Below are 25724 nucleotides of genomic sequence, written 5' to 3'. Positions count from 1 at the left end.
AGCGTCAGCGGGCCGTGCTCAGACAACGTAGGGTTTTCTCGTGGGCTCGGTGTGGTGGTTTTTGGCAGTTCCCCTTGGGGTTGCCGCGGTGTGGGCGATACTCGCACCCCGAAACCAATGGCGGAGTCTTTTTTCGTGGTCGGTAGCTAATGCCCACTCCTCAGAACCAGGTGGGGCCGCCTATGCCTCCCGCCAACTCATCGCTGGCATTGCGCTCGGGCTCGCCCTGCTCATAGTGGTGTTCGCCGTGATCGCTACTACCTCACGCACCCCGCAAGAAGCCGCGCATGTCAGCGTTCTCGAACAGACGTGGGGGTCGCCAGCACCGTTGTTTGTGTACCGCACGTTCCAACCCGCGAAGTCGCCTGATTCTACCCTCGTTGAAGTGCCGATCGAGAATTATCTCCCGGTGAACGACGATGAGGCGGCGCCGCTGTATTTGCTCGACCTCGAACCATTTTCGCGGCTCGGTACCACGAATATTCCGGGCTACATCGGCAGTGAGCCCGACGATACAGATTCGACGATTGGTCGAGCTGATGTCTTGATTCATGTGCGTGGCCCGCTGCTGTGCGTTCCTCGTCGGGTTGTCGTTGTTGAGGGGCCCGAGAGCGTGCAAATCGCTGTTCAGTACGGCTTGCCCACGCCGAGCGATGGGTCAAAGCCTGACAACGCTGAAGCATGCCCGCTCGGTGAAGACCTCACCGGCTCAGTTCTCATTCCGATCACGTTGAAGGACGTAATAGGAGAGCGTTCCGTCGAAAGTCTCGACGGAACGCCCCTCACGCTGGTGCAAACAGGTAGTTAGCCAGGCGTCGTCATCGACAGAACGTCGAGGGCGGCATCCAACTGTTCGAGCGTGACTTCGCCACGCTCGACAAAGCCGAGGTCAATCACGGATTCACGCACGGTGATTGACTGTGCAACAGCGTGCTTGGCGATTTTGGAAGCTGCTTCGTACCCGATGATCTTGTTCAGCGGCGTCACGATCGACGGCGATGATTCTGCGAGAGCCAGAGCACGCTCGAGGTTCGCTTCGAGACCGTCAACGGTCTTGTCGGCGAGGGCGCGCAACGAGTTCGAGAGCAGGCGGCTCGACTCGAGCAGCGACGTTCCCATGACGGGGATTGCAACGTTGAGTTCGAAGGCTCCGGATGCTCCGCCCCAGGCGATGGTCGCATCGTTGCCGATAACGCGAGCGCACACCATGAGCACGGCTTCAGGGATGACGGGGTTGACTTTGCCGGGCATGATCGAGGAGCCGGGCTGGAGGTCGGGAATCTGCAGTTCGCCGAGGCCGGTGTTGGGGCCGGAGCCCATCCAACGGAGGTCGTTGCAAATCTTAGTGACGGAGACTGCGATAACGCGAAGTGCCCCAGACGCTTCAACAAGCGAATCGCGAGCACCTTGAGCTTCGAAGTGGTCTTCGGCTTCGGTGATCGGCAGGCCGGAGTTCTCGGCGAGGATCTCGATCACGCGCTGCGGGAAGCCGAGCGGAGTGTTGATTCCGGTGCCCACGGCGGTGCCGCCGAGGGGAACCTCTGCGACGCGGGGGATTGCCGACTGGATGCGGGCGATGCCGAGACGAATCTGGCGGGCGTAGCCGGCAAATTCTTGGCCAAGGGTCACGGGAGTGGCATCCATGAGGTGGGTGCGGCCAGCCTTGACAGCACCCTTCCACAGTTCGGCCTTCACATCGAGGGCTGCAGCGAGGTGTTCAAGCGACGGGATGAGGTCACCGATGAGCGCACCGGTCACGGCAAGGTGCACCGAGGTAGGGAACACGTCATTCGACGACTGTGATGCGTTCACGTGGTCATTGGGGTGAACGGCACTGCCGAGCGAGTCGGTGGCGAGTCGAGCAAGAACTTCGTTCATGTTCATGTTCGAGGAGGTGCCGCTGCCGGTCTGGTACGTGTCTACCGGGAACTGATTGTGGAACTGACCATCGATGATCTGGTCTGCAGCGCCCACAATGGCATCCGCGATGGCGGGGTCGAGCTTGCCGAGTTCGCTGTTGGCGATTGCGGCGGCACGCTTGACGCGGGCGAGAGCGACGATCTGTGCGGGCTCGAGGCCAGTGCCCGAGATGGGAAAGTTCTCTACTGCGCGCTGTGTCTGAGCGCCGTAGAGGGCATCCTTGGGCACGCGAACCTCGCCCATGGTGTCGTGTTCGATGCGGTATTCGGTGGAACTCGTCACAGCGTTGTAATCCTTTGTTTGCGAGCGAATTGGGTGAGACGTGGTGGAGGGCGCTAAACCGTGCCGATAACGAGGTCGGGGACAGCCCGACCCTCAAGCAAACGGTAGTTCGCGCCTACTACTGCAAGGGTACCTGCGGCGACCGCATCACTGATGAGTTCTGACGCATTCATGAGTTCAAGAATGGTGGCGCGCAAATGAATGCGTCCAACGTCGTAGGCGTTGATCTCATCAATCGTTACCGTGCCTGATTCGCTGCCCGCAACGCGACGAACGGCGGGCACAATTTTTGAAATCAACGATTGGATGTGTGGGGGCAGCGCGGGAGCATCCGCTGTCTGGGATTCGATAGCAGCAGCAACAGCACCGCACTCGTCGTGGCCGAGAACGAGAATCAGCGGCACGTTGAGCACGCTCACCGCATATTCGAGGGAGCCCACGACGGAGCTGGAGATGACCTGACCCGCGTTTCGAACGACGAAGAGATCTCCGAGGCCTTTGTCGAAAATGATTTCAGCCGCGAGGCGGGAGTCGCTGCAGCCGAACAGCGCGGCGTGCGGGGCTTGAGCATTGGCCAGTTCGGTGCGACGTTCGACATCTTGACGGGGATGCGCCGGTGCGCCAGCAACGAATCGTTCATTGCCGCGCGACATTTCGTTCCAGACCTGGGCAGGTGTTTTGGGGGGATTCGTCATGGTGTCTCCACATCGGCGGCGATGGACGCCGCAAGTAGTTCAAACTCGGAATCTGCGGCGGTTCCATGCAAAACAACAGTGCTGCCCGCGAGCTCCGCCGAGAGCGCGTAGGCATAGTTTCCGGTGTCGGAATCAGAGCGGCGATCGTAAACCGTCCATTCGATGCCGTCGATCACGATCGTGCCGGTAGCGAGCGCGCCATCCGTCACGATTCCGACCCAGGTGGGGTTCGCTTCGATGCCCTGTTCAAGTGCGATGAACTGTGCCCCCGAAGTGTCAGTGGATGGCGTAACGAGTCCGATGTACCAGGTCTGCACCGATGATGTGGTTCCCAATCGCGCCGAGTTGGCGTACCAGGACTCCGGCAGGGAGGGAGCAAGAAGTGGTTCGCTCGCATCGGTCTGGGCATCTGCGGCGATCGTCTGGTAATCGGCGACCACAGGGGTTTCTTCGCTAGGGCGAACAACAACAAGCACAAGAAACAACACGACAACGAGGGATGCCACAGTGGCGCCGACCAAATTGAGGAGCGTCTGGTTGGCGCGGTGCTTGCGCGAGTTCTCTGCCTTGCGCGCGAAAGTCTCTTCGGGAGTTTCGGGGCGACCCAGCTCGGCGACGATGCGCGGTTCGGTGCTCTTAGCCATTAGTGGTCGGTGCTCGCGTCAGCAGCGCCATCAGCAGTGCCGCCGCTGCGGGCAGCATCGAGGCGGGCGCGGGCGCCGATAAGCCACTCTTCGCAACGCTGGGCGAGAGCTTCGCCGCGTTCCCAGAACGCCAACGATTGTTCGAGCGTTGCCGAGCCCTGCTCGAGCTCGTTGACTACAGCAATGAGCTCATCCCGAGCTTCTTCATAACTGAGCTCGCTGACGGGGGTTTCGTTGGGGGTAGCCACGATGTAATTCTACTGTTCTCTAGTTGTCAGACGGCTGGCCGGTGACGGTGGTGGAAATCTTGCCGTCGGCAACGGTGAGCAGGAGCTCGGTGCCGTCGGGGGCATCAGAAGTGGAACGCACGGCAGTGCCATCTGGCAGCTGCGCGATGGCATAGCCGCGCTGCAGCGTGCGTTGAGGGGAGAGAGCTCGCAAGTGGCCCGTCAGCTCGGTGACCCCGGCGTGCGCTTTCTCAATCGCGCGCTCCACCAGCTCGTTGCTGCGCGAGACGTAACGCGAAAGCTCATCGGCGTGCGCGTCGACAAGCGACACCGGGTTCGCTAGCACCGGGCGGGTGCGGAGCGCTTCTAAACGATCGCCCTCATAACTGAGCCGCTGGGTGATGCGCAGCCGCATGCCGGAGCGTGCCTGCTGCACTCGACTCAACTCTTCAGCGACATCCGGAACGACTCGCTTTGCCGCATCGGTGGGGGTGGATGCCCGCAAATCAGCAACCTCGTCAAGCAGCGGTCGATCGTTCTCGTGCCCAATCGCCGACACCAGCGGAGTAACGCAGGCCGCTGCGGTTCGCACTAAGGATTCATCGCTGAACACGAGCAGATTCTGAAAATCGCCACCACCGCGGGCGACGATGATGACATCGACCTCGGGATCGGCGTCCAATTCTCGGATGCCCTGCGAAACCTCAGAGACGGCGCGCTCACCCTGCACTGCGGCGTGGGCCGTACGGAACTTCACGGCGGGCCAGCGCAACTGAGCGTTGCGAATGACATCCTTTTCAGCGTCGCTGTCTTTCGCCGTGACAAGCCCGATGCAGTTCGGCAAGAAGGGGAGGGGCTTTTTGTGCTCGAAGAGACCCTCGGCGCGCAATTTCTGGCGCAGCAGTTCAAGTTTTTCGAGTAAGTCGCCGAGCCCGACGTGGCGCATCTCGAGCACCTGCATCGTGAGGGTGCCACCCTTGACCCAGTAGTTGGGTTTGACGAGCGCGACAACGCGATCGCCCTGCTTGAGATCGGTGGGCAGTTTGGTGCGCACCGACGACCAAATGGTGAACGAGATGGTGGCATCCACTTCAAGGTCTTTGAGCTTGCCGTAGATGTTGCCGCCCGAACCACCCCACTGGGTAATTTCGCCTTCGACCCACGCTGTGCCGAGCCGCTCGATCCAGCCGCGGATCTTGTGCGACAGCACCGACACTGGCCACGGAGTATCGACGGTGGGCGGTGCCTCTGTGATCGTCACCTAGCCTCCTCAAGCTTCTGATTACAGGGTAGAGGATGCCGCTGATACTGCTCTCCGTTCGGCGTTCGTGCAGCGGTGTTCGGTAGAATCACCCAAGTGAGCACCATTTCTAACGGAAGCGCCCAAGCGCTAGCGATGCCCCCGATGCCCGCACGCCGAGAGCAATTGAAAAATTTGCCGGTCGCGGGCGCAAAACGCGTCGTCTTGGCGGCCCCGCGTGGCTATTGCGCGGGAGTCGACCGCGCTGTCATTGCTGTCGAAAAGGCGCTCGCTAACTACGGCGCTCCGGTCTATGTCCGCAAGCAGATCGTTCACAACATTCATGTTGTAACAACGCTCGAAGCACAGGGAGCAATCTTTGTGGATGGGGTCGACGAGATCCCCGAGGGATCAACCGTTGTCTTTTCGGCCCACGGTGTCTCGCCGGCTGTTGTTAAAGGAGCCTCCGACCGCGAGCTGCACGCGATCGACGCCACCTGCCCCCTCGTTACCAAAGTTCACCGCGAAGCGACTCGCTTCGCCCGCGACAACTACCAAATCTTGCTCATCGGCCACGATGGCCACGAAGAGGTTGAAGGCACGATGGGCCACGCGCCCGAGCGCACCATCCTCGTCAACAGCCCCGCCGATGTGCCCAACATCGTGGTGAAAAACACCGACAACCTCGTCTGGCTTTCGCAGACCACATTGAGTGTCGACGAAACGATGGAGACGGTTCGCCTGCTGCGCGAACGTTTCCCCACTCTGCAAGACCCGCCGAGCGACGACATTTGTTACGCCACGCAGAACCGTCAGGTTGCCATCAAGAAGGTCGCCGAAGACGCTGAACTCGTGATTGTGGTTGGCAGCGCCAACAGCTCCAACACGGTCCGCCTTGTGGATGTCGCTCTTGAGTACGGCGCCAAGGCTGCATACCGGGTCGATTACGCGAGCGAAATCAAGCAAGAGTGGCTGGACGGTGTCGCCACTGTTGGCGTCACGAGCGGAGCATCCGTTCCCGAAGTTTTGGTTCAAGAAGTGCTGGCTGACCTCGCAGAAGCAGGCTACGGCGATGTCTCCACCGTCGTCACCGCCGAGGAAGACCTCATGTTTTCGCTGCCCAAAGAACTGCGCACCGACGCTGCAGGCAACCCCGATGAGCGCGGCCTCGGTGGCCGCAATCGCAAACTTGATTGGCAATAGAGTTCATGACTGACCCGCGCCCACGCCCCCAATACGGCGAGTATGCACCGTTGCCTCCTGCAGCACCCGAAGGCACGAGTGAGGAACCTACGGTCGAATCACCGGCTGGTCCGGGCGCGACGTTGCCGCCGATCATGCCCGATTCTTCGCTGAACGCGCAGTATCAGCGCGGTGCAGCGGCCGGTCTTACCGGTCACGGCACATCCACCGCAGCCCCCGAGCGCAAATATCGCCTGTGGGACGTCTTTCTCACCGCAACCCTGTTGCTCTTTGGCGTCGTGGACATCATCAACACGTTCGGCACGGTGGCGAACCTTGGCCCAGTATTGCGGGAGGGCCTCGCCGCTCAGGGCATGGGCGACTTCACGTCAGACGCCCTCGCGAGCGACGCCGGAGGCGTAGCCAACATCGTTCGCGTAGCCGCCCTCGTGCTCACGATTATCTTCGCGTTGCTGCAAATTCAGCGCAAACGAATCGCCTTCTGGATTCCCATCATCGGGGCGAGCATCGCCGGGATAGCGCTCATGGTCGCGATCTTCGTTGCCGTGCTCAGCGATCCCGGGTTCATTGCTTACGTCGAGAGCCTGCAGTAATCGCATCAGCTGCCGTTAACGACAAATAGGGGCTGCCCCGAAGGCCAGCCCCTATTCGTTGAGAGCGTTACTTGCCGGAGAATCCAGCCGAACCGAGCTGCTTCGTTGCTTCGACAACACGCAGTGCGAGAGCGGATTCTGCGGCCTTGCCCCAGGCGCGGGGGTCGTAAACCTTCTTGTTTCCGACTTCGCCGTCAACCTTGAGGAAGCCGTCGTAGTTGCGCAGCACGCTGTCAGCGACGGAGCGGCTGTAGGCGTACTGGGTGTCGGTGTCGATGTTCATCTTGATAACACCGTTGGCGACAGCGGTCGCGATTTCTTCATCTGTCGAGCCTGATCCACCATGGAAGACGAGGTCGAGCGGGTTAGCGCCCGTGCCGTACTTTGCAGCGATACCGGCCTGAATTTCGCCGAGCAGTTCAGGGCGAAGCTTCACGTTGCCTGGCTTGTAGACACCGTGCACGTTGCCGAAGGTGAGGGCTGCGATGTAGCGACCCTGCTCACCAAGGCCGAGCGCGTCGACGGTAGCGATGACGTCATCCAGCGTCGTGTAGAGGCTGTCGTTGATGTCGTGGCTGACACCATCTTCTTCTCCGCCGACAACGCCGATCTCAACTTCGAGAATCGAGTTGATGGCCTTCATGCGAGGCAGGATCTCTTTGGCGATCTCAAGGTTCTCGGCAAGAGGAACAGCCGAGCCGTCCCACATGTGCGACTGGAAGATCGGGTTGCGGCCGGCCTTGACCTCAGCTTCGGATGCCGCAATGAGCGGGTAGACGAAGTCATCGAGAGCGTTCTTGGGGCAGTGATCGGTGTGCAGTGCAACGGTGACCGGGTAGTTCTTGGCAACCTCGGTGACAAACGCGGCGAAAGCGAGAGCTCCGGAAGCGCGAGCCTTGACTGACTGGCCAGCGAAGTAATCTGCGCCACCGGTCGTGACCTGAATGATGCCGTCGGAACCAGCGTCGCTGAGTCCCTGAAGCACACCGTTGATGGTGGACGACGACGATACGTTGATGGCGGGGTAGGCGAAGGAGTTCTTCTTCGCCTTGTCGAGCATTTCTGCGTACTGATCTGGGGTTGCGACGGGCATTGTTGTCTCTCCTCGTACGGTACCGATTACCGCTCTGGTCCGGCTCGCCTCGATTCTAGCCACCCCTTCTGGGCGGCGCGAACTGTTGCAGGGCGCGATGTCTCATGAGGTAACCGACAACGTTTGATCAGCGTCGAGTTCGCTCCGCTCCGTTAGACTGACTAAGCGCTGACCACCACCGGCGCGTCCCCAGTCGACCAATTTCAACGAAGGATGCTTCTAGGTGAGTACAGAAACCGGCACGCTATTCCTCCATCCCGATCGCAACCTCGCTCTTGAGCTTGTGCGGGCAACCGAAGCGGCGGCGATTCGCGCCGTTCCCTTCATCGGTAAGGGCGACAAGCTTGGCGCTGATGGTGCCGCGGTTGATGCCATGCGCAAGTTCTTGGGCACCGTCGACTTCGACGGCCTCGTCGTTATCGGTGAGGGCGAAAAAGACAACGCCCCCATGCTCTTCAACGGTGAGCACGTGGGCACCGGTCGTGGGCCCGCCTGCGACATCGCGGTTGACCCGATTGACGGCACCTCGCTGACGGCGGCCGGGCGACAGAACGCTATCTCGATGATTGCGGTGTCTGACCGCGGCACGATGCTCGACGCCTCCTCTGTCTTCTATATGGACAAGATCGTCACGGGTGCTGAAGGTATCGGCATCATCGATATCCACCGTCCCATCGGCGACAACATTCGTGCTCTGGCGAAGGCCAAGGGCAAGCGTCCCGAAGACATCGTGGTTGCAGTGCTCGACCGTCCCCGTCACGCTCAACTCATTGACGACATCCGCGAAGCTGGTGCGGGTACACGTCTCATGCTCGACGGTGACGTTGCTGGCGGAATCAACGCCGCGCTGTACGGCACACGCATTGACATGTGTGTCGGCATCGGCGGCAGCCCTGAAGGTGTGGCCACGGCGTGTGCCATCAAGGCACTCGGCGGTGAAATCCAGACGATCTTGTACCCGCAAACTGACGACGAACGTCAGCGCGGAATGGATGCCGGGCTCAAGTTCGATCATGTTTACACGGCCAACGAGATGGTTTCCAGCGATAACACGTTCTTTGTTGCGACCGGCGTCACGGATGGCGGGCTCGTGAAGGGTGTGCGCCGCTACGGCCCCATCATCCGCACCGAGTCGATCGTCTTGCGCTCACACTCGGGAACGATTCGCCGCATTTCGGCTGATCACCTCGCCGAGAAGTGGCTCGACCACTAAAGACAGCCCTCAGCTGGCGCGTTCTCCGTCTCGGAGAGCGCGCCAGTTCTCGTTAACGGCCGTCGCTGTCGGTGGGCAGTTCGAGCTCTAATTCGGCCGCCGTGATGTGTTTCGGCGTGCCCTCGACCAGCTGAGTTTCGCCGATGACTTTCGACTCGTCGAGAGCATTGAGCTTGCGGGCGGTAACGAGCACGCGGCTTTCGAGCGAGTTCGCGAACTGGTTGTAACTGTTCACGGTGGTGTCGATCGAGCGACGCAGTTTGTCGGCGTGCTCGGCAAGTGTGGCGAGGCGCTGGTAGAGCTCCTTGCTGAGATCAAACAGGGTCTTCGCCTGGTCGGTGAGCACGTCTTGCTGCCAGGAGAACGCCACCGTCTTCAACACTGACCACAGGGTCACGGGGGAGGCGAGGGCGACGCGCTTGTTGAAGGCGTAATCCATGATCGACGGGTCAGCCTCCATCGCCGACGAGACGAGCGATTCACTCGGGATGAACGCAATGACGAGCTCGGGGGAGGCATCGAGGCCGGCCCAGTAGGCCTTGCTCGCGAGGGTGTCGATGTGGCCGCGCATGACCTTGACGTGCTGTTTGATGAGCGCTTCGCGACGGGCGCCTTCTTCTCCTGTCGCGGTGACGGAGATTTGGCTCGCCTCCAAGAAAGCGGTGAACGGCACCTTGGCGTCGACCGCGATGTTCTTGCCGCCGGGAAGGTGCACGACCATGTCAGGGCGGCCGGCACCGGCATCCGAGTTGATGCTCGATTGCAGGTCGAAGTCGACCCGTTCGATGAGTCCAGCGGCTTGCACGACGTTGCGCAGCTGGGTCTCGCCCCAGACGCCACGCGTGGAGTTGTTGCGCAGGGCCGATGCCAAAGATTCGGCTGTGCTGCGCAAACGTTCTTCGGATTCGGTGGCCGACTTGAGCTGCTGGCTCAGTTCGCCGTGCTGCAAGCTGCGCTGCGACTCCAACTCGGTGACCTTGTTCTGCATCGTGCGTAGCGTCTCTTGCACCGGGGTGAGCGCCTGCAGAACCTTAGATTCGCGGCGCTCGCGCTCAACGAGCGCTGCCGCCTCATCACGCTGACGATCGAGGGTCTCGCGGTACTGCACTTGCAGTGACGCCACTTGCTCGCTCAGCGCTTCAGACCGTGCTGTGATGGATGCCAGCTCCGCTGCCAGCCGAGACTGCTGTTCGCGCTCGGCGGCAGTCACATTCGCGATCGCCGCCTGATGGCGAGCCTCCAGCACTTCGGGGTCAACGCGGCCCGTTGGCGCGGTCGCGCGAACACGGGCAATGAGCAGGCCAATCACGACGCCGAGGACGGCACCCACGAGTAGACCAACGATGAGGGCGACGAGGGGATCCATTCCGCCAGTGTGCCAGCCGGCGACGACATTGCGGGATGCCCTGCGGCAGTTGTCCCGAAGCGCCCCTAGGGTTGAGGGCATGGCCAGCGACTCCGTGCATCCGCTCGATGTGAGCACCGACGATCTGCGCTACCTCATTGCTGTGGCCCGCGCCGGCCGAATGGTGTCGGCAGCTACATTGCTCGGCGTCGACCACACCACCGTGCGTCGCCGCATCGACCGGCTTGAAGCAGCCCTCGGGGTGCGTCTCCTCGACCGCGGCGCCGATGGCTGGGAACTCACCGCCATCGGCCGCGAAGTCGCTACCCGCGCCGCAGGGCTCGAGAACATTGTCGAGAACGTTGTGGGGGCTACCAGCGGGGGAGCAGACGAAGTGCGCGGCACCGTGCGCATCGTCGCGCCCGATGGATTCGGGGCCACCTTTGTGACGGCAGCGCTCGCGGCAGTGCAGGCGGAGCATCCGGCCATCACGGTCGAACTGGTGACCTCTACCCGCCCCCTCAGCCTGCGTGGTGCTGGCTTCGACCTGGCGATCACTATCGGCACCACCGCGACCTCCCGCCTCGCGTCCGAACCACTCGCCGCCTACGCTCTGCGCCTCTACGCCTCGCCCGGCTACGTGGCCTCGCATCCGCCGATTCTTTCCGTTGCCGACCTCGACAGCCATCCGCTGGTCTTTTATGTGGATGCCCTGCTCACGGTTCGCGAGCTCGACCTCGCCCCGGTACTCGGCGGCATGCGCGTCGGATTCGGTTCCACGAGTGTGTTTGCGCAACTCGAGGCCACGCGTCAGGGAGCGGGCATTGGACTGCTGCACGCCTTCATGGCGGAGCCCGAGCCGGGCCTGGTTGCGGTGCTGCCCGATGAGGTCAGTTTCCGCTTGGAGTTCGCGCTTTCGGTGCGTAAAGAAGCCGCGGATGTTGAGGCAGTTCAGCTGGTGCGAGCGGCGTTGCATCGCGAGGTTGCGCGTCGCGGCTCAGAGCTATTGCCCTTCAACTAGCGCCTCATGCCACCGTGTGCGTTTCTGCAGATTGCTCGTGCACTAATAGGCCTTGATTGCAGATCCAATGGGTTGCAGACTGGGCACACCTCCGAACGAAAGTAGGCCCATGTACTCCACGATTCCGCACTGGATCAACGGCTCCGCTACCGAGGGCGATTCGCCCAACCGTGGCGACGTCTTCAACCCCGCAACGGGCGCTGTCGCTCGCACCGTTCCTCTCGCATCCGTCGCTGACGTCAACGCTGGTGTTGCCGCTGCCAAGGCTGCCTTCCCCGCCTGGGGCGCCACGTCGCTCGCTAAGCGCACCGCCGTGATGTTCGCTTTCCGTGAGCTGTTCAACGCTCGCAAGGATGAGCTCGCTGCCATCATCACCGCCGAGCACGGCAAGGTTCTTTCGGATGCTGCTGGCGAGATCGCTCGTGGCCTCGAAGTTCTCGACTTCGCCTGCGGTATCGCTCAACTCAGCAAGGGCGAGTACAGCGAGAACGTCTCGACCGGTGTTGACGTGTACTCGTTGCAGCAGCCGCTCGGTGTTGTCTCGATCATCAGCCCCTTCAACTTCCCGGCCATGGTACCGATGTGGTTCTTCCCGATGGCGGTCGCCGCCGGTAACACTGTTGTGTTGAAGCCCAGCGAGAAGGACCCGTCCGCATCGCTCTGGATGGCAGAACTCTTCACCGAGGCCGGCCTTCCCGATGGTGTCTTCAACGTGGTTCACGGTGACAAGGTCGCCGTTGACACTCTTCTTGAGCACCCGGATGTTGCCAGCGTCTCGTTCGTTGGTTCCACCCCGATCGCTAAGTACATCTACGAAACCGCTGCTCACCACGGCAAGCGCGTCCAGGCTCTCGGTGGCGCCAAGAACCACATGCTGGTGCTTCCGGATGCCGACCTCGACCTCGTTGCTGACTCTGCCGTCAACGCTGGTTTCGGTTCCGCTGGCGAGCGTTGCATGGCCGTCTCGGTTGTCGTTGCTGTTGAGCCTGTTGCTGACGAACTCATTGCCAAGGTCAGCGAGCGCATGGCGACGCTGCGTACCGGTGACGGCACGCGCGGCTGTGACATGGGCCCGCTCATCACGGCCCAGCACCGCGACAAGGTTGCCAGCTACATCGAGATTGCGAAGACCGACGGCGCGACGGTTGTGGTTGACGGTCGCGGCATCGAGATCGATGGCGACGCTAACGGCTTCTGGCTCGGCCCGACGCTCATCGACAACGTCTCCACCGACTCCGACGTCTACAAGCACGAGATCTTCGGACCAGTGCTGAGCGTCATTCGCGTCGCCACCTACGAAGAGGGTCTCGAACTGATCAACTCCTCGCAGTACGGAAACGGCACCGCGATCTTCACGAACGATGGGGGAGCGGCTCGTCGCTTCCAGCGCGAAGTTGAGGTCGGCATGGTCGGCATCAACGTTCCGATCCCCGTTCCGGTGGCGTACTTCTCCTTCGGCGGGTGGAAAGACTCCGCGTTCGGTGACACGAAGGCCTATGGCCCCGATGCCATCCGCTTCTTCACGCGTCAGAAGGCTGTCACCAGCCGCTGGCTCGACCCCAGCCACGGTGGAATCAACCTCGGCTTCCCGCAAAACGACGCCTAATAGGTAGTTCGCTTTACCCTCGCGATGGCGGTCCCGTTCCTCGGGGCCGCCATCGCCGGTAGGATTGACTCCCGTGGCTCTCACTATTGCAATCGTTGGACTCCCGAATGTCGGCAAGTCCACCCTCTTCAACGCTCTGACCAAGAACTCGGTGCTCGCCGCGAACTATCCGTTCGCGACCATCGAACCTAACGTGGGCATCGTCAACCTGCCCGACCCGCGCCTTAAGGTGCTGGCCGGAATCTTCGGCAGTGAGCGCATCCTGCCCGCTCCGGTCTCCTTCGTTGACATCGCCGGCATTGTGCAGGGCGCCAGCGAGGGCGAAGGCCTGGGCAACAAGTTCTTGGCGAACATCCGCGAGGCTGACGCCATCGCTCAGGTCGTGCGCGGCTTTAGCGACCCGGATGTTATTCACGTCGACGGCAAGGTTGATGCGGCATCCGACATGGAGACCATCAACACCGAGCTGATTCTCGCCGACCTGCAGACGCTCGAAAAGGCTGTTGCTCGGTATGAGAAGGAACTCAAGACCAAGCGCGTTGAGCCCGCCGTTCTCGAGGCCGCGCTCGCTGCGCAGGCGTTCCTCAACGAGGGCAAGCCCCTCTCCGAGGCCACCAAGATTGAACTGGAGCTGATTCAGGAACTCGGTCTGCTCACCTCCAAGCCGTTCATTTACGTTTTCAACGTGGATGAAGCGGTGCTGGGTAACTCAGACAAGCTCGCCGAATTGGCGGCTCTGGTTGCCCCCGCGAAGGCGATCTTCCTCGACGCCAAGTTGGAGGCCGAGCTCATCGACCTCGACGACGAGGATGCCGCAGAACTTCTCGCGAGCACTGGCCAGGAGGAGAGCGGTCTCGACCAGCTCGCCCGCATCGGCTTCGACACTCTTGGTCTGCAGACCTACCTCACAGCTGGCCCGAAAGAGACTCGCGCCTGGACGATCCCGAAGGGCGCCAAGGCGCCTCAGGCTGCCGGCGTCATCCATACTGACTTCGAAAAGGGCTTCATTAAGGCTGAGGTCATCGGCTTCGACGACCTCGTTGAGACCGGCTCGATCGCGGAGGCTCGCTCCAAGGGCAAGGCTCGCGTTGAGGGCAAGGAATACGTCATGCAGGATGGCGACGTCGTGGAGTTCCGCTTCAATAACTAGGGGTTTTCTGATCCGGGCGTAGGTGTGTTCGTCTTCCGGCACACCGGGCTGATCACTACCTCCGTGAGAAGAACCCCTAGCGCGCTCAGATCTTCAGCGTGTTGACGGTTTTGGTGATGCGCTCTCCGTCTTTCTCGAGGAAGACGATCTCGCCGAACCTGAGCTGCGACCAGTCGTCACCCTCGGTCAAGGGCTCGGAGGCGAATACGACACCGGTCGCGTCGTCCTCGCTGCTCTCCTCGAAGTCGTAGGTCGTTGCGTCGTCCTCGAAGTTGCGCCCCATCAGCAGGTACATCGGTTCGAGGAGCATCGAGAGCGCGAAGTCGTCGCTGTCGGGAGCTGACTTCCGCAGCTCCTTCCAGTCACCAGCGGGGTTGGTCTCACCGTGGTGACCGAGGCCGACGTTGACACCGATGATGCGGCCGTCCGACACGAGCGCCATCTTCAGCTTGGTCAGAGCGCCGAGGTCGAGGTTCTTCATCGCCTGGGCGATCAGCTCGATGAGCTTCTCGATCGCTCGTTGGACGTCCTCGTTGCTGTCACCCTCGAGCAGCGAGAGGAGTAGCACGTAGATGAACTCGGTGTCCGTGTTCCCGCGCATCTGTGTGAGATACCGATCCTCGCAGTGCTGCAGCAGCTCGCGCTGCAGAAGCTGCCAGTTGGGCAGGTAGCCATTTTGGGCGACGATCCACGGGGTCTGCTCAAAGGAAAAGGGGTGGCAGTTCTCGTCGACCATCACGACCTTGGAGTCGTACGCTGCGGCTCGCACATGCGCCAACATCGTGCTGGCCTGAAGGCTGGGGATAATCCGGCTTGCGTTGTCGTCGTAAAAGGCCGCCATGGGGCGACGGTAAATGAAGGGTTCTTCGGGCTTCAGCAGGTGCTCGCCCCAGATCCCGAATCCCCATCCGGCCAACTGCAGCTCGGGGTGCCGTTCGGGGTCGAGTGCCTGGTTGATCAGGCTGTTCTCTGGCTTGAGTAGGAGGTTCTCCAGTGGTGTCTCAGGACCGAGGTAGGCGAGGACGCGGCACATAAGTCTCCTTCGTTGGGCTCCGGCAATTCTATTGTCGTTGCACGGAGCCGGTGCTGGTCATCTGGACAGCACACCGAGGTTAGTCGGCCACGGCACGCGGTGGAGTTCCGCTTCAATAACTAGCTATTTATGAGGAGTAGGGAGTGAGCGCTGGACGGCAGAGACGGCCGCCGTCTGCTTCGGCAGGCCTGGCCGTCATTGCGTTTGCGTGAGAATCGCAGATTCATCGACGCTGGTCACGGTATCGTCCGTCTGGAGCAGACGCTTTCGGCCTACACTCTTGCAGCAACTGCCTCGAGCTGTTCGCGCACCTGTTCCCACGGCAGGCTGAGGTCGAGTGTTCGTGCGCTGATTCGGGTTTTTTGGATCAAGACATCGAGATCGGGTTGCAGGACGGCAGCAGTTCGGGCGTACAGCAGTAGGGCGCTCACCGAGCCGTCCTGTTTGACGTCTTGGTTTTTTGCGTAGGCGAGGATTTGGTAGAGATGGCCTGAATGGACTTTTGGTTTGTTGCTCTTCCACGCCACTTGCATCGTATTGTCGTAGAACTTCGCATCAACGATTAGCGTGTGGCCATCGCGTTCTAGTGTGAGATCGGTCTTCATTCTGGGAAGTTGGTCCGTCCCTATGGCGTCAACATCGGCGTAATCCCAACTAATGTGTGGCGCGCTTGGTGACAATTCTGGGTGGTGCACAAGGAAGTACTCACGGAGGAATCGTTCGTAGAGGCTGCTCATCTCCTCAGTGCTGAACCAAGTAGCAAGTTTTGTTTCACCAGCGTGCTCGGTGAGGAGCAACCCGTGCACAATTAGCTCACACACTCCTAGGAGAAGCCGATATGGGGCGTTCGCGCGATGGAAGTTGAGTGAGTTCCAACGGATGGACTGTGGTGCAACGTCGGTGACTTCTGCCAAGTGTGGCAGGAGCCTGCGGATGGCTTTCCTGCGATCAGGCGAGACCTCGCTATGTCTGGCAAGCAAAAGGAGCACCGACTTCAGCGCCTGATTGTGAAGAGTGTCGGCGTCGTACTCGTCGAATCGGCACACTAACCGGCCGCGGGTCATGGAGCGCGTAGAAACGGTCTGAGCCATGTCGATTCGACCCCGCACTCCCGCGACCTCCTCGATCTGGGACTGGTAGTCACGGTGGAGGCCGCGTTTTATTTGGGTGGCTACTCCGCGTTCTAGAATGTGCGCGAGCAAGTCGTGCAGGTGATCGAATTCCTCGCTGAGCACGGGGGCAGTGTCACTGCTGTCAACCGTGCGAAACGCATAGGCCATCATCACGTAGATGTTGCGGATACCGATCGATTCGGCGGTCATTCCAGCGCGCTCCTGAGCTTGTGCGCCCACTCAGTTGCTTTGGAAAGTTCGTCGAACCAATACTCGTCTAGTAGTGGAATGAGTTCATCTTCGACCACCGACTGCAGCCAAGTCTCGTCAGCTTCACCGTCAAGGGGGCGAGAGAGGTAACTATGGCCGATGGCGAAGCCTCGGCCCAATGCCGGGTCATCGGCGATAGCGTCGTTCAGGGCCGCCACCGCTGTTGTTAGGCGTTCAAAGGCGGGAAGTCCAGCTTGTTCTTGCCAGCGGACGAACCCTGCTGAACTGAAACCGGGTTCCATCTCAAAGAATCCAAAGCGCCGCCGAAGCGCGTAATCGAGAACGGCGAGGCTGCGGTCAGCAGTGTTCATCATGCCGATGATGTGAACGTTTGCGGGAACCGAAAACGATTCGTCCTTGTAGAGCAAGCGCAACTCTTGTCCGCGTTTGTCCGCTTCGATGAGCATGAGTAGTTCTCCAAATATTTTGGAGATGTTTCCGCGGTTTATCTCATCAATTATGAAGAAGTAAGGGCGCTCGCTGTCGTCAATGCGAGCTTCCTCGCAAAACCGATAGAACGGCCCTTCGGAAAGTGAAAAGCCACCGTCTTCGGTGGGGCGAAATCCCATCATGAAATCTTCGTACGAGTAGCTCTGATGAAATTGAACCATCTGGACACGACTCGGGTCCTTAGCCCCCATGATCGAGTACGCGAGTCGCTTTGCCGCGAACGTCTTTCCGACGCCAGGCGGACCTGCCAAGATCACGTTCTTCTTGCGTGCCAACAGTCCGCTGACTCGGCTATATTGCGCGTCTGAGAAGTAGACCTCGTTGAGGAATGAAGCACGGTCATAGGTCGGCAGTGGCGTCGGCAGGGGGGTCGGGTCTGGGTCAACGACTCCGGTAACCAATTCCTCTAACGTCTCGACGTAGCCGTGATGTGGCGTGATGTCGGTGAGCGTTTTGAGAACTGCATTACCCGGATGCGCCCAGGAGCCAACATGCGTCCATGTTACGGAGCGTACTTCACGGAAGGATGCACGCTCCGGCTCAAACCGCGCAGCTGACTCGACGATGCCGCGCCCGATAATCTCCTTACTTCCCCTCTTGGCGAATACGACGTCGCCGACTGCCATGTCGTGTTGGAACTGCCAAACTGCAAGGACATCGTTTTTGAAGGAAGAGCCGGTGTTCTCAGTGTCCAGCTTCTGGCGAACCTCTTCTCGGCTTGAATACTGGGCGTAGTCTCCGAGCTGATCCCAACCTATCGTCATGATTGCGTTGGTCGAACATTCTGGCCATTCAGAGGCTGATTGGCCAGGCGAATAGATCCAGGTGCGTCGTTGCCGTGGTTCCGGTGCAGACGAAGCAGCCTCCGGGTTCCAGCGTTCGATTATCCCGGGGGTCCAAAAGTCGAACTCACCCGGCATCTCGTTTGCGAGAAGCGTCCTGATCTCGAGAAGGTCGCGATCAACAGATTCAGTACCGCCACCGATGATCTCCGCCAAGGCGTCCCGAATTCGCTGCTTCGTCGGGTCTGAAGAGATCAATTCAAAATACTCTGGGTGCGCGAGGAACTGTAGCGCGTTTCGAATATCAGGCTGATCACTGCCCAAGTCGATCATGACCTGCCGCAGAGCCCAAGGATCGGAGCGCGCAGCATCACGTTCGACCTCCGAGAGTTCTCCCCAGTGAGAGATGAAAGCCGAAACCCAGATAACGTGACGCCAAAGTGACCCGTTGTACTGTCGCCCTGGATCAAAACCTGCCACGCGGGCTTGTCGTGCCAACGCAATAGACATTTCTTCAGGAATAGCGATTGGTCGATCAAGATGAGCGAGAATGCCCTCGACGTTCTTCCTCCGAGACCCTGGCAGCGCGCTTGACACGACGTGCCCACGCAGGAATACGATTTCGGCGGCGAGAAGAACGACTGCCTTGGACGCGCCAGCCAGTTGTTGGTCGAGCTTTTCCCACTGGTCTTGATCGCTGCCTGATATGGGGTTGTCGCCGACTCTGGACCTGAGGTCGTCAGCCACCTTGCTGGTCCATATCGTCGTAGCAGGATCGATCAGTGATTTACCGCTGCCAAGCATATTGGCGATGACCGGCCTTGCGTGGGTCGCGAGGTTCAGTTGTGCCGAAAGACGTGAAGTTGCTGGAGCGGCATCCTCGTCGGGTTTTGAGTTCACGGTCATATAAGGATTCCCTCGGTTCGTACAGGCACCGACAACGGCCCCGATTACTCCAGAGTACCGATTCCACTTTCGCTGATTGTAGAGTCCCGTTTATTAAGTGCCGCATGATCGCGTGTTCGAACCGTCCGTGACCTTGGCCGTGTCTTGATACTCTGGCGATCGACACTCGTTGCCACACACTTCGATCGAAGGAACTTCATGCCCGTTATCGCCATCATCGGAGCAGGCCCAGGACTCGGCGCAGCAGTCGCCCGCAGGTTCGGGCGCGAAGGCTTCGCAGTCGCCCTCATCTCGCGGGATCAGTCGAAACTCGACGCTCTCGCCGCTGAGCTCGAGGCGGATGGTGTGACCGCCCGCGGTTTTGCCGCCGACGTGCGCGAGCCCGCCCAGCTGGAAGCTGCTCTCAGCAGTGCCGCGACCGCGCTTGGGCCGATCACGGCTGTGCAGTACAGCCCGCTCCCATCGCGCGAGTACTTGAAGCCAGTGCTCGACCTCACTCCCGAACTGGCACAAGAAGCGCTGCAGTTCTCTGCCCTCGGCCTCATCCACACCGTACGCACGGTGCTGCCCGCCATGCGTGAGGCAGGTCACGGCAGCATCATCCTGATCAATGGCGGCACCTCGGTGAAGTCGCGTGCCGGTTTCGCGGGAACGTCGCTCGCGTTCCCCGCCGAGAGCGCGTACGGGGAGATGCTGCACGAGGCGCTCGAAAGCGAGGGGATCCGCATTCGTCAGCTCGTCATCCCCGGCGGCATCCCCAAGCTTCAGCTGCCCAACGGCATCGACGACGTCGCGTCACGCATCTGGGACATCCACGCCGCAGAAGGCGAATTCCGCACCATGCTCATCCCGCTCGAAGACGGCCGCGAATAGCGCGCTGTTTCGCCCGTCGCTACACCACCCGACGCCTTCGAAAAGGACCCGATTCGTGACCGCAGTAGACGACTACTTCCGTGACATCCCCGCTGACCATCGTGCGGCGACCGACACCATTGCGGCCAGACTGTCGCTGTGGACCGCCGACCTTGACGCCGAACTGCAGCAGGTGGTGTTTCGCCATAAGCATGCGAATCACCCCGTTTTCGACGATGCCGCCCAAGTGTTCGAGGATGCCGTCGAGCAGCTGCTGCTGGCGGATGCGCCGCGACCCCACGAGGTGCCGCTGCTGTTCGTCGGCTACCACGCCATGAATCGCTTTACTCGCAAGCGTCAAACGATGGGTTTTCTGGTGACCGACCAGCGGCTTATCGTTCAAGAAAACTTCGGGGGAGTCTTCGGCCGGGAACTGCCGAACTACCGGATGCTGCCTCTTACGTCTGCAGACCCGGGCGCCGCGAGCCACGCGCTGACCTCCTCGGTGGCCAGCGCCTATGACTGGTCAGATCTCGTAAAACTCTTCGGCGGTGAGTCGGCGGAAGGTCACTCGCCAGAGTTTCGGCTCACTCAGCTGTTGGCGGATGCGGTCACGAGCGTCGTGCAACTCTCGCAAGCGCTCGGTCTTGCTGTTGCCGGCGCACCAGGCGCCGACGAGGAAGAGGAGAAGTCGACCGCCGCGGAGTTGGTTCCACGACTGGCCGAGCTCGGCATCCGGAGTGAAGTGATGCTGGCGGATGACCCGCGTCTCGCGAAGATGCTCAAGAAGTTTGGCCCGAAGGTTGGCCTCGGTGATGGCGAGACGATTGCGTTTGCGTCGCTCGATAAGACCTTCGCCGGGGTGTACGGCATCGTGGTTACCGAAATCGCTGTTCGTTCGTGCGACCTCATGGAAGAGCCGATCGTATCGTTGCGGAGCGCGATTGATCCGGCCGCGATCAAGCTCGACGAGCAGGCCAAGGCGATCATCACCGAACCCGGTGTAGCGCACGTTCTCGTCTCGCACCTATCAGCCGACGTGAAGGATGGCATCCTGACCGCTATGCGCGAACTTATCGCGGGCGACATCACGCCGTAGGGAGGGTTCCTGCCATCGGGCAGCTCGCGCGCAAGCCCTGCGAACGCACGATGTGGGGCATGCGTATTGAATGAGCAGGCCCCGCACCGCATCGAACGTTAGGCGTTGATGAGCACCGATTCGGCAGCGGCACGACGTGCGCGCGGTGCGGTCTCGCGCTCGCGGATGACATCCGTCATCTCGGCGGGGTCGCCCAGTGTGCCCACAGCCATGACGGTGGTGGGGGTGAAGCGGGGGTCGATCTCGAGGGCTGCGGCCGCGGCATCCGGGTCGAATCCTGACATCTGGTGGCTGAACAGTCCGTGGCTCTGAGCCTGGATCGTGAAGTAGGCAACGGCCTGGCCCAGGTCGTACGACGCCATGGCCTGCTCGCGGCCCTCTGCACTGTGGTGCTCGGCAACGAACACGACCAGAGCGGATGCCGCCGGAGCCCAAGTCTGGTTGAAGCCGCTGAGAGTGGCGACGATGGCGTCGTGCTGGGCGGTACCACGGCGGGCGATAATGACGCGCCACGGCTGGCTGTTGTACGCCGACGGTGCCCAACGAGCAGCTTCGAGAGCGTTCTGCAGTGCCGCCTCATCCAGGGGTGCGGTGGCGTCGAAGTGGCGAGGGCTCCACCGCGCGGCGAGCACATCGAGGATGGGGGAGTCGGTCGGGGCGAGACGGTCGTGAAGCACGGTCATGAAGAGGGCCTTTCGGAAGCTGAACAGAGTCGATCTGCGATGTCGCTGGGTGCAACAGCGCTGTGGTTGAAGCTATTCCGAGATTGCGAGCCAATCTACGACGGTGGAATCAGGTAAAATTGACGATCAGCGACTAGTTCAGCGCTGCGTCAGCCCGATTGGCGCCTAGCCGAAAGTGCCTTATGTCTGACGCCCTGCCTCTCTGCCCGAACTGCTCCAGCGACCTCGCCTATGAAATGGGCGCACTGTTGGTGTGCCCGATGTGCGGCCACGAGTGGTCGCCGAGCGAAGCGGATGCCGCTGCCGAAGCCGAGCAGAACGCATCCGTCATCAAGGACGCGTTCGGCACGCCACTCGCCGATGGCGACACGGTGAGCATCATCAAAGACCTCAAGGTCAAGGGCAGCCCCACGTCGATCAAGGTCGGAACGAAGGTGCGCAACATCCGCCTCGTCGATGGTGTTGGCGACCACGACATCGACTGCAAGGTCGATGGCTTCGGCCAGATGCAGCTCAAGTCGAGCGTCGTCAAAAAGGCCTAAGTTAGGGGCGACGACCTCGATCGATCTCGCAAAATTCCGCGACGGCATAGTATGGCGACGTCACAGAGTCGAGTCGAGATGAGGAACTAATGGTGCTACCTGCGGCAGGCTGGTATGACGATGGATCTGACCGACAGCGTTGGTGGGATGGTCAAGTCTGGACAGATAAATTCCAGGACCAAGAGCCTCTGGAGGGCGGACTCGGTGGCGTCATCCACAGGATCGAAGCAGAGGCCGCGGCAGGTGCTCAGCCTCGACCAGCAGCGACCGGCGCGACTTACATTGTGCTTCAAGTCATTCTTAAAGAAAAATTCTTGGGCACTGGATCCGGGAACCTCACCGAACTCGAGCAGGCTGTAAACGCTCAGGCGGCACTTGGTTATCGGCTGCATACCATCACTACCGCGTCATCGGGGAGCAAGGGTCTCGGTGGTGGTGACCGTATTCAGGCAACGATGGTCTTCGAAAAGCTCTCCTACTAGGGGCTTGCCCCGTACGACCCGGGATCCCGCCCCAGCGAGCGGACTCTCTAACCGTCAGGCTCATCCGAGGCCACAGGCGTAGGGTGACGGCATGACCGAAAAGCAGCCGTACACCGTGATTTCTGAGCATGATGGTTACGAAGTGCGGTTGTATCCCGCGCACATTTTGGCGCAGGTTGAGGCTGATGGTTCGTTTTTCGAGGCCGGCAACCAGGGCTTTCGTCCGCTCATCCGCTACATCAGTTCCTCCAATATTTCGATGACGGCACCAGTCATTCAAGCGCCGGGCGAATCGAAAAAGTACACCGTGAGCTTCGTCATGCCGGCGGGTGCGACGAGTGTTCCCGCGCCTCGCGATGCCACCGTGCGCACCACCGATGTCCCCGAACAGCGGGTGGCCGCTCGCCGATTCAGCGGCGGCTCCAACGAAGAGAAATACCAACAGAATGCGGATGCTCTGCTCGCCGCCCTCAACCGTGACTGTGTTGCACCCCAAGGTGCCGTGTATTTCGCCCGCTATGACCCGCCGTGGAAGCCCGGATTCTTGAAGCGAAACGAAGCTCTCGTCGTCGTTCGCTAGCCCCACCCGCTAGATCGCGCCCGCTAGCCGCACCAGCCGGCCCCGCCCACCGCACTTCAGGAGAACCCATGACTCGCGTCGCTGCCATCGATTGTGGAACCAACTCGATTCGCCTCCTTATAGCCGACCTCGATGGCCACGGCGGACTCACCGACGTCGTGCGCACGCTTGAAGTCGTGCGCCTCGGGGAAGGCGTCGACCGCACCGGGCGGTTCAGCCAAGGTGCCCTCGATCGCACCCTCGCGGCGGTGCGACGCTATGCCGAACTGTGCAGCGAGCACGGCGCCGAGCGCATACGGTTCGTTGCGACCTCTGCCACGCGGGATGCGAGCAATCGTGCTGAGTTCACCGACGCGGTCGTCGCGATTCTTGGTGTGCCGGTCGAAGTGATTCCTGGCACCGAAGAAGCCGCGCTGTCCTTCCGCGGAGCGCTCACGGCGTTGCCGGCATCCGGGTCTGACGCCACAACCGACTCCACAACAAACCCCGCGCCAGCACCCCAACACCTCGTCGTCGACCTCGGCGGCGGCTCCACTGAGCTCGTGATCGGTGGCGACATCCCCGAAGCGGCATATTCGATGGATGTCGGCTGCGTGCGACTGGCGGAACGCAACATCACCACCGATCCGCCCTCCGAACCGGAGCTCGCCAACATCCGTAACGACGTCAGCGCGGCCTTGGATATCGCCACGGCGACGGTCGATCTCTCGAAAGCAACCGAAGTCATCGGTGTCGCCGGCACCGTCACCACGATCACCGCGCACGCCCTCGAGCTCACCAGCTACGACCCCGTCGCGATCAGCGGCAGCCGGTTGCCCCTCGCAGCGGTGCTCCGATCTTGCGAAGCGCTCACCCTCATGCCCCGCGCCGAACGCGAAGCGCTTCCCTACATGCACCCCGGCCGTGTCGACGTGATCGCCTCGGGGGCCGTCATCTGGGCCACGGTGCTGCGTCGAGTGGCGGATGCCGCGGCTGCAGCAGGCCACCCGCTCGAGTGGGTCACGACCAGCGAGCACGACATCCTCGATGGCGTCGCCCTCTCACTCGCGACTGACTAGCTGAGGGGTTGCCAGCTGGACGGACTGGCTCCGCTAACTAAGCGAGCGGTGCTGACTCACCAGCGTCGAGGTCGACCCGCGCCGTCTCGGGCCCGAGGAACGCCCCCACGGCGATCAGCACCCCGCCGAGCGCGAGTAGCGCAGCCACGGCGCCCTGCTGCCCGAGCACGCTCTGCAGCGCGGGCAGGTAGTACGGGTAGAGCGCCGGGATCACGATCGACAGGCTGTACCCGACCCCGTAGCCGCTCGCGCGCACCGAAGTGGGGAACCGCTCCACGAGGTACGCCCCGACCGGTCCGTAGGCCGAGACCGTCACGACTTGCAGCACGACCACTCCGAGCACGAGCTGGCCCAGGCTGGGTGCCGCGAAGACCGCGAGAAAGGCGAGTGGCCCCGCAGCCGCCGTCAGCATCCCGAAGCCGATAAAGAAGCGTCGCCGCCCCGTGAACGTCGAGAGGTGACCGCAGGCTGCCATCGTGAGAGCGGATGCCGCGGTGCCGATCATCATCGTGAACGACAGGGTTCGACCATCCAATGTCCCCGTCGCACCCAGCGCCCCCGCGCCGGAGCCAAGCTGCCCAGCCAGCACCGGAATCGCCATATTCGTGAGCAACCAGAGCCCGCTCATCATGATGAACACCTGCCAAAGCGCACGACGGTGGCGACCCACCAGAATCTCTTTCAGCGGGTTCGCGCGCTGCACCGGTCGCTTCCATTGCGGCGACTCTTCGACGCGCGCACGGTAGTAGAACAGCATCGTGAACGCGAGCAGTGATCCAAGCACGAAGAGCGTTCGCCAACCCCACTGGTTATAAGCGGCGGCGTCGAGCACGCTCTGCAGCACAAACACCATGCCCGCGATCGAGGCGTTGGCCCAGGGTGACATCCACATGATGAGGCCGCTGACGAGGCCGCGCCGTTCGGGCCGCGACCATTCCATCGCGAGGGGGATGGCGGAGGTGTATTCGCCGCCAAGGAAGATGCCGCCGATAAACCGCAGCAGCAGAATTGCCGCCAACGTGCCGCCGCCGAGCACGGTGTGGTCGGGCACGAACGCGATCAGCAGTGTCGTGAGCGCGACACCGAGTAGAGCGACCTTCGTGGTTGCCGTTCGCCCGATTCGGTCGGAAACGGACCCGAAAATCGCCGCCCCGATCGGTCGGCCAAGCAGGGTTGCGACAAAGATCAGGCCGGCGTTTTCGACCAGATTGTCCGAGCCAAACAACTGAGCGGATGCGGGAGCCAGCGCAATGACCGGCAAGAAGATGTCGAACTGGTCGACATAGTTGCCGAAGATCCCGCCGCGCACAGCGCGACGTGTAGCTAACGGAGCCGCAGGGGAGGCAGACGGAACAGCGGAGATCGAATGTGTGGGGCGCATGAGCCGTACTTCCTTCGCCGGCATTACCCGGTAGGTTCGACGGTCGAAGCTGCGTCAGCTCCCTCTCAGCCCCTGCATTAGGGCTCCCGTGGGGACGCCACCAACCTAACACTCCGCTGCGGTCAAAAAACCGGCAAAGTCCCAAGAATCGCGCAGCAATCTTCCAGCCCGACCGTCAAAGATTCCATGAGTAAAGCTGAACGATCGGCGGAGATCGTACAACGATTCAATCCCCACTTTCAGATGAAAAGGAGAGGTCATT

General features: G+C 61.3%; 25 protein-coding genes and 1 riboswitch. Of the genes, 13 read left to right on the top strand and 12 right to left on the bottom strand.

The window, feature by feature from the left end; translation table 11 throughout:
* Positions 1 to 40: 40 nt before the first annotated feature.
* Positions 41 to 808: a fumarate hydratase gene (locus tag I6E74_RS10920; RefSeq protein ID WP_197125630.1), complete on the top strand. Its 768-nt coding sequence runs from the start codon at positions 41 to 43 to the stop codon at positions 806 to 808.
* Here the strand turns inward: I6E74_RS10920 and I6E74_RS10915 are convergent.
* From I6E74_RS10915 to xseA, 5 genes are read right to left on the bottom strand one after another with little or no spacing between them, the layout of a single operon-like run.
* Positions 805 to 2202 carry a class II fumarate hydratase gene (locus I6E74_RS10915; protein ID WP_197125629.1) on the bottom strand — a complete coding sequence of 466 codons (1398 nt, stop codon included), beginning with the start codon at positions 2200 to 2202 and terminating at the stop codon, positions 805 to 807. The two genes, I6E74_RS10920 and I6E74_RS10915, sit on opposite strands and share 4 nt — an antisense overlap.
* 53 nt (positions 2203 to 2255) lie before the next feature.
* Positions 2256 to 2897, bottom strand: a complete 642-nt coding sequence (locus tag I6E74_RS10910; protein WP_197125627.1) for a carbonic anhydrase — start codon at positions 2895 to 2897, stop codon at positions 2256 to 2258.
* Positions 2894 to 3541, bottom strand: coding sequence for a DUF4245 domain-containing protein (locus I6E74_RS10905; RefSeq protein WP_197125625.1), 648 nt, complete (start codon positions 3539 to 3541; stop codon positions 2894 to 2896). Before I6E74_RS10905 ends, I6E74_RS10910 begins: the two co-directional genes overlap by 4 nt.
* Complete coding sequence (locus tag I6E74_RS10900) at positions 3541 to 3789, bottom strand: exodeoxyribonuclease VII small subunit (RefSeq protein ID WP_197125623.1); 249 nt, start codon at positions 3787 to 3789, stop codon at positions 3541 to 3543. Before I6E74_RS10900 ends, I6E74_RS10905 begins: the two co-directional genes overlap by 1 nt.
* Before the next feature lie 19 nt (positions 3790 to 3808).
* On the bottom strand, positions 3809 to 5029 hold the full coding sequence (xseA, locus tag I6E74_RS10895) for an exodeoxyribonuclease VII large subunit (protein ID WP_197125622.1): 1221 nt from the start codon (positions 5027 to 5029) through the stop codon (positions 3809 to 3811).
* Positions 5030 to 5164: 135 nt separating this feature from the next.
* Between xseA and I6E74_RS10890 the strand changes: the two genes are divergently transcribed.
* Both I6E74_RS10890 and I6E74_RS10885 read left to right on the top strand, forming a co-directional pair.
* On the top strand, positions 5165 to 6211 hold the full coding sequence (locus I6E74_RS10890) for a 4-hydroxy-3-methylbut-2-enyl diphosphate reductase (protein WP_197126363.1): 1047 nt from the start codon (positions 5165 to 5167) through the stop codon (positions 6209 to 6211).
* Positions 6212 to 6216: 5 nt separating this feature from the next.
* Positions 6217 to 6804 carry a DUF6264 family protein gene (locus I6E74_RS10885; RefSeq protein WP_197125620.1) on the top strand — a complete coding sequence of 196 codons (588 nt, stop codon included), beginning with the start codon at positions 6217 to 6219 and terminating at the stop codon, positions 6802 to 6804.
* A 67-nt stretch (positions 6805 to 6871) separates the two neighbouring features.
* Here I6E74_RS10885 and fbaA read toward each other — a convergent pair whose 3' ends face one another.
* Positions 6872 to 7897 (bottom strand): class II fructose-bisphosphate aldolase, encoded by a 1026-nt coding sequence (gene fbaA / locus I6E74_RS10880; RefSeq protein WP_197125618.1) that lies wholly within the window; start codon positions 7895 to 7897, stop codon positions 6872 to 6874.
* A 223-nt stretch (positions 7898 to 8120) separates the two neighbouring features.
* On the opposite strand from fbaA, the gene glpX reads away from it, so the two are divergent.
* The gene (gene glpX / locus I6E74_RS10875; RefSeq protein WP_197125616.1) at positions 8121 to 9110 is read left to right on the top strand and encodes a class II fructose-bisphosphatase; all 990 of its coding nucleotides are present in this window, start codon (positions 8121 to 8123) and stop codon (positions 9108 to 9110) included.
* A gap of 52 nt (positions 9111 to 9162) precedes the next feature.
* On the opposite strand, the gene rmuC is transcribed toward glpX, so the two are convergent.
* Positions 9163 to 10557 carry a DNA recombination protein RmuC gene (gene rmuC, locus I6E74_RS10870; RefSeq protein WP_307784458.1) on the bottom strand — a complete coding sequence of 465 codons (1395 nt, stop codon included), beginning with the start codon at positions 10555 to 10557 and terminating at the stop codon, positions 9163 to 9165.
* On the opposite strand from rmuC, the gene I6E74_RS10865 reads away from it, so the two are divergent.
* From I6E74_RS10865 to ychF, 3 genes are all read left to right on the top strand, one after another.
* Positions 10556 to 11476 (top strand): LysR family transcriptional regulator, encoded by a 921-nt coding sequence (locus I6E74_RS10865; RefSeq protein ID WP_197125614.1) that lies wholly within the window; start codon positions 10556 to 10558, stop codon positions 11474 to 11476. The genes rmuC and I6E74_RS10865 overlap by 2 nt on opposite strands.
* A gap of 109 nt (positions 11477 to 11585) precedes the next feature.
* Positions 11586 to 13082, top strand: a complete 1497-nt coding sequence (locus tag I6E74_RS10860) for a CoA-acylating methylmalonate-semialdehyde dehydrogenase (protein WP_197125612.1) — start codon at positions 11586 to 11588, stop codon at positions 13080 to 13082.
* Between the two features lie 73 nt (positions 13083 to 13155).
* Positions 13156 to 14232 carry a redox-regulated ATPase YchF gene (gene ychF / locus I6E74_RS10855; RefSeq protein WP_197125610.1) on the top strand — a complete coding sequence of 359 codons (1077 nt, stop codon included), beginning with the start codon at positions 13156 to 13158 and terminating at the stop codon, positions 14230 to 14232.
* An 85-nt stretch (positions 14233 to 14317) separates the two neighbouring features.
* On the opposite strand, the gene I6E74_RS10850 is transcribed toward ychF, so the two are convergent.
* The 3 genes from I6E74_RS10850 to I6E74_RS10840 form a co-directional block, all read right to left on the bottom strand.
* Positions 14318 to 15265 (bottom strand): class II glutamine amidotransferase, encoded by a 948-nt coding sequence (locus I6E74_RS10850; RefSeq protein ID WP_197125608.1) that lies wholly within the window; start codon positions 15263 to 15265, stop codon positions 14318 to 14320.
* A gap of 272 nt (positions 15266 to 15537) precedes the next feature.
* Complete coding sequence (gene mcrC, locus I6E74_RS10845) at positions 15538 to 16587, bottom strand: 5-methylcytosine-specific restriction endonuclease system specificity protein McrC (protein WP_197125606.1); 1050 nt, start codon at positions 16585 to 16587, stop codon at positions 15538 to 15540.
* Complete coding sequence (locus tag I6E74_RS10840) at positions 16584 to 18785, bottom strand: AAA family ATPase (protein ID WP_231604984.1); 2202 nt, start codon at positions 18783 to 18785, stop codon at positions 16584 to 16586. The genes mcrC and I6E74_RS10840 overlap by 4 nt, the downstream gene beginning before the upstream one ends.
* A 198-nt stretch (positions 18786 to 18983) precedes the next feature.
* Here I6E74_RS10840 and I6E74_RS10835 point away from each other — a divergent pair, with 198 nt between their 5' ends.
* Positions 18984 to 19658, top strand: coding sequence for an SDR family oxidoreductase (locus I6E74_RS10835; protein ID WP_197125604.1), 675 nt, complete (start codon positions 18984 to 18986; stop codon positions 19656 to 19658).
* Between the two features lie 55 nt (positions 19659 to 19713).
* Positions 19714 to 20736 carry a hypothetical protein gene (locus I6E74_RS10830; RefSeq protein WP_197125602.1) on the top strand — a complete coding sequence of 341 codons (1023 nt, stop codon included), beginning with the start codon at positions 19714 to 19716 and terminating at the stop codon, positions 20734 to 20736.
* Between the two features lie 98 nt (positions 20737 to 20834).
* Here the strand turns inward: I6E74_RS10830 and I6E74_RS10825 are convergent, their stop codons facing one another.
* Entirely contained in the window at positions 20835 to 21419 is a 585-nt protein-coding gene (locus I6E74_RS10825) for a nitroreductase family protein (RefSeq protein WP_197125600.1), read from the bottom strand.
* 182 nt (positions 21420 to 21601) lie between these two features.
* Here I6E74_RS10825 and I6E74_RS10820 point away from each other — a divergent pair, with 182 nt between their 5' ends.
* The 4 genes from I6E74_RS10820 (at position 21602) to I6E74_RS10805 (ending at position 24081) form a co-directional block, all read left to right on the top strand.
* Complete coding sequence (locus I6E74_RS10820) at positions 21602 to 21961, top strand: zinc ribbon domain-containing protein YjdM (protein WP_197125598.1); 360 nt, start codon at positions 21602 to 21604, stop codon at positions 21959 to 21961.
* Positions 21962 to 22050: 89 nt separating this feature from the next.
* Positions 22051 to 22443 carry a DUF2510 domain-containing protein gene (locus I6E74_RS10815; protein WP_197125596.1) on the top strand — a complete coding sequence of 131 codons (393 nt, stop codon included), beginning with the start codon at positions 22051 to 22053 and terminating at the stop codon, positions 22441 to 22443.
* A 91-nt stretch (positions 22444 to 22534) separates the two neighbouring features.
* On the top strand, positions 22535 to 23023 hold the full coding sequence (locus I6E74_RS10810) for a heme-binding protein (RefSeq protein ID WP_197125594.1): 489 nt from the start codon (positions 22535 to 22537) through the stop codon (positions 23021 to 23023).
* A gap of 68 nt (positions 23024 to 23091) precedes the next feature.
* On the top strand, positions 23092 to 24081 hold the full coding sequence (locus I6E74_RS10805) for a Ppx/GppA phosphatase family protein (protein ID WP_197125592.1): 990 nt from the start codon (positions 23092 to 23094) through the stop codon (positions 24079 to 24081).
* A 37-nt stretch (positions 24082 to 24118) separates the two neighbouring features.
* Here I6E74_RS10805 and I6E74_RS10800 read toward each other — a convergent pair whose 3' ends face one another.
* Positions 24119 to 25462, bottom strand: a complete 1344-nt coding sequence (locus I6E74_RS10800; protein ID WP_197125590.1) for an MFS transporter — start codon at positions 25460 to 25462, stop codon at positions 24119 to 24121.
* A riboswitch (TPP riboswitch) is annotated at positions 25453 to 25562 on the bottom strand. It overlaps the preceding gene by 10 nt.
* Positions 25563 to 25724 lie beyond the last annotated feature (162 nt).

The organism is Salinibacterium sp. SWN139, assembly GCF_015864625.1.
GTDB lineage: Bacteria > Actinomycetota > Actinomycetes > Actinomycetales > Microbacteriaceae > Rhodoglobus.
The sequence above is the reverse complement of the archived record's forward strand: the minus strand, read 5'-3'. Positions and strand labels throughout refer to the sequence as shown.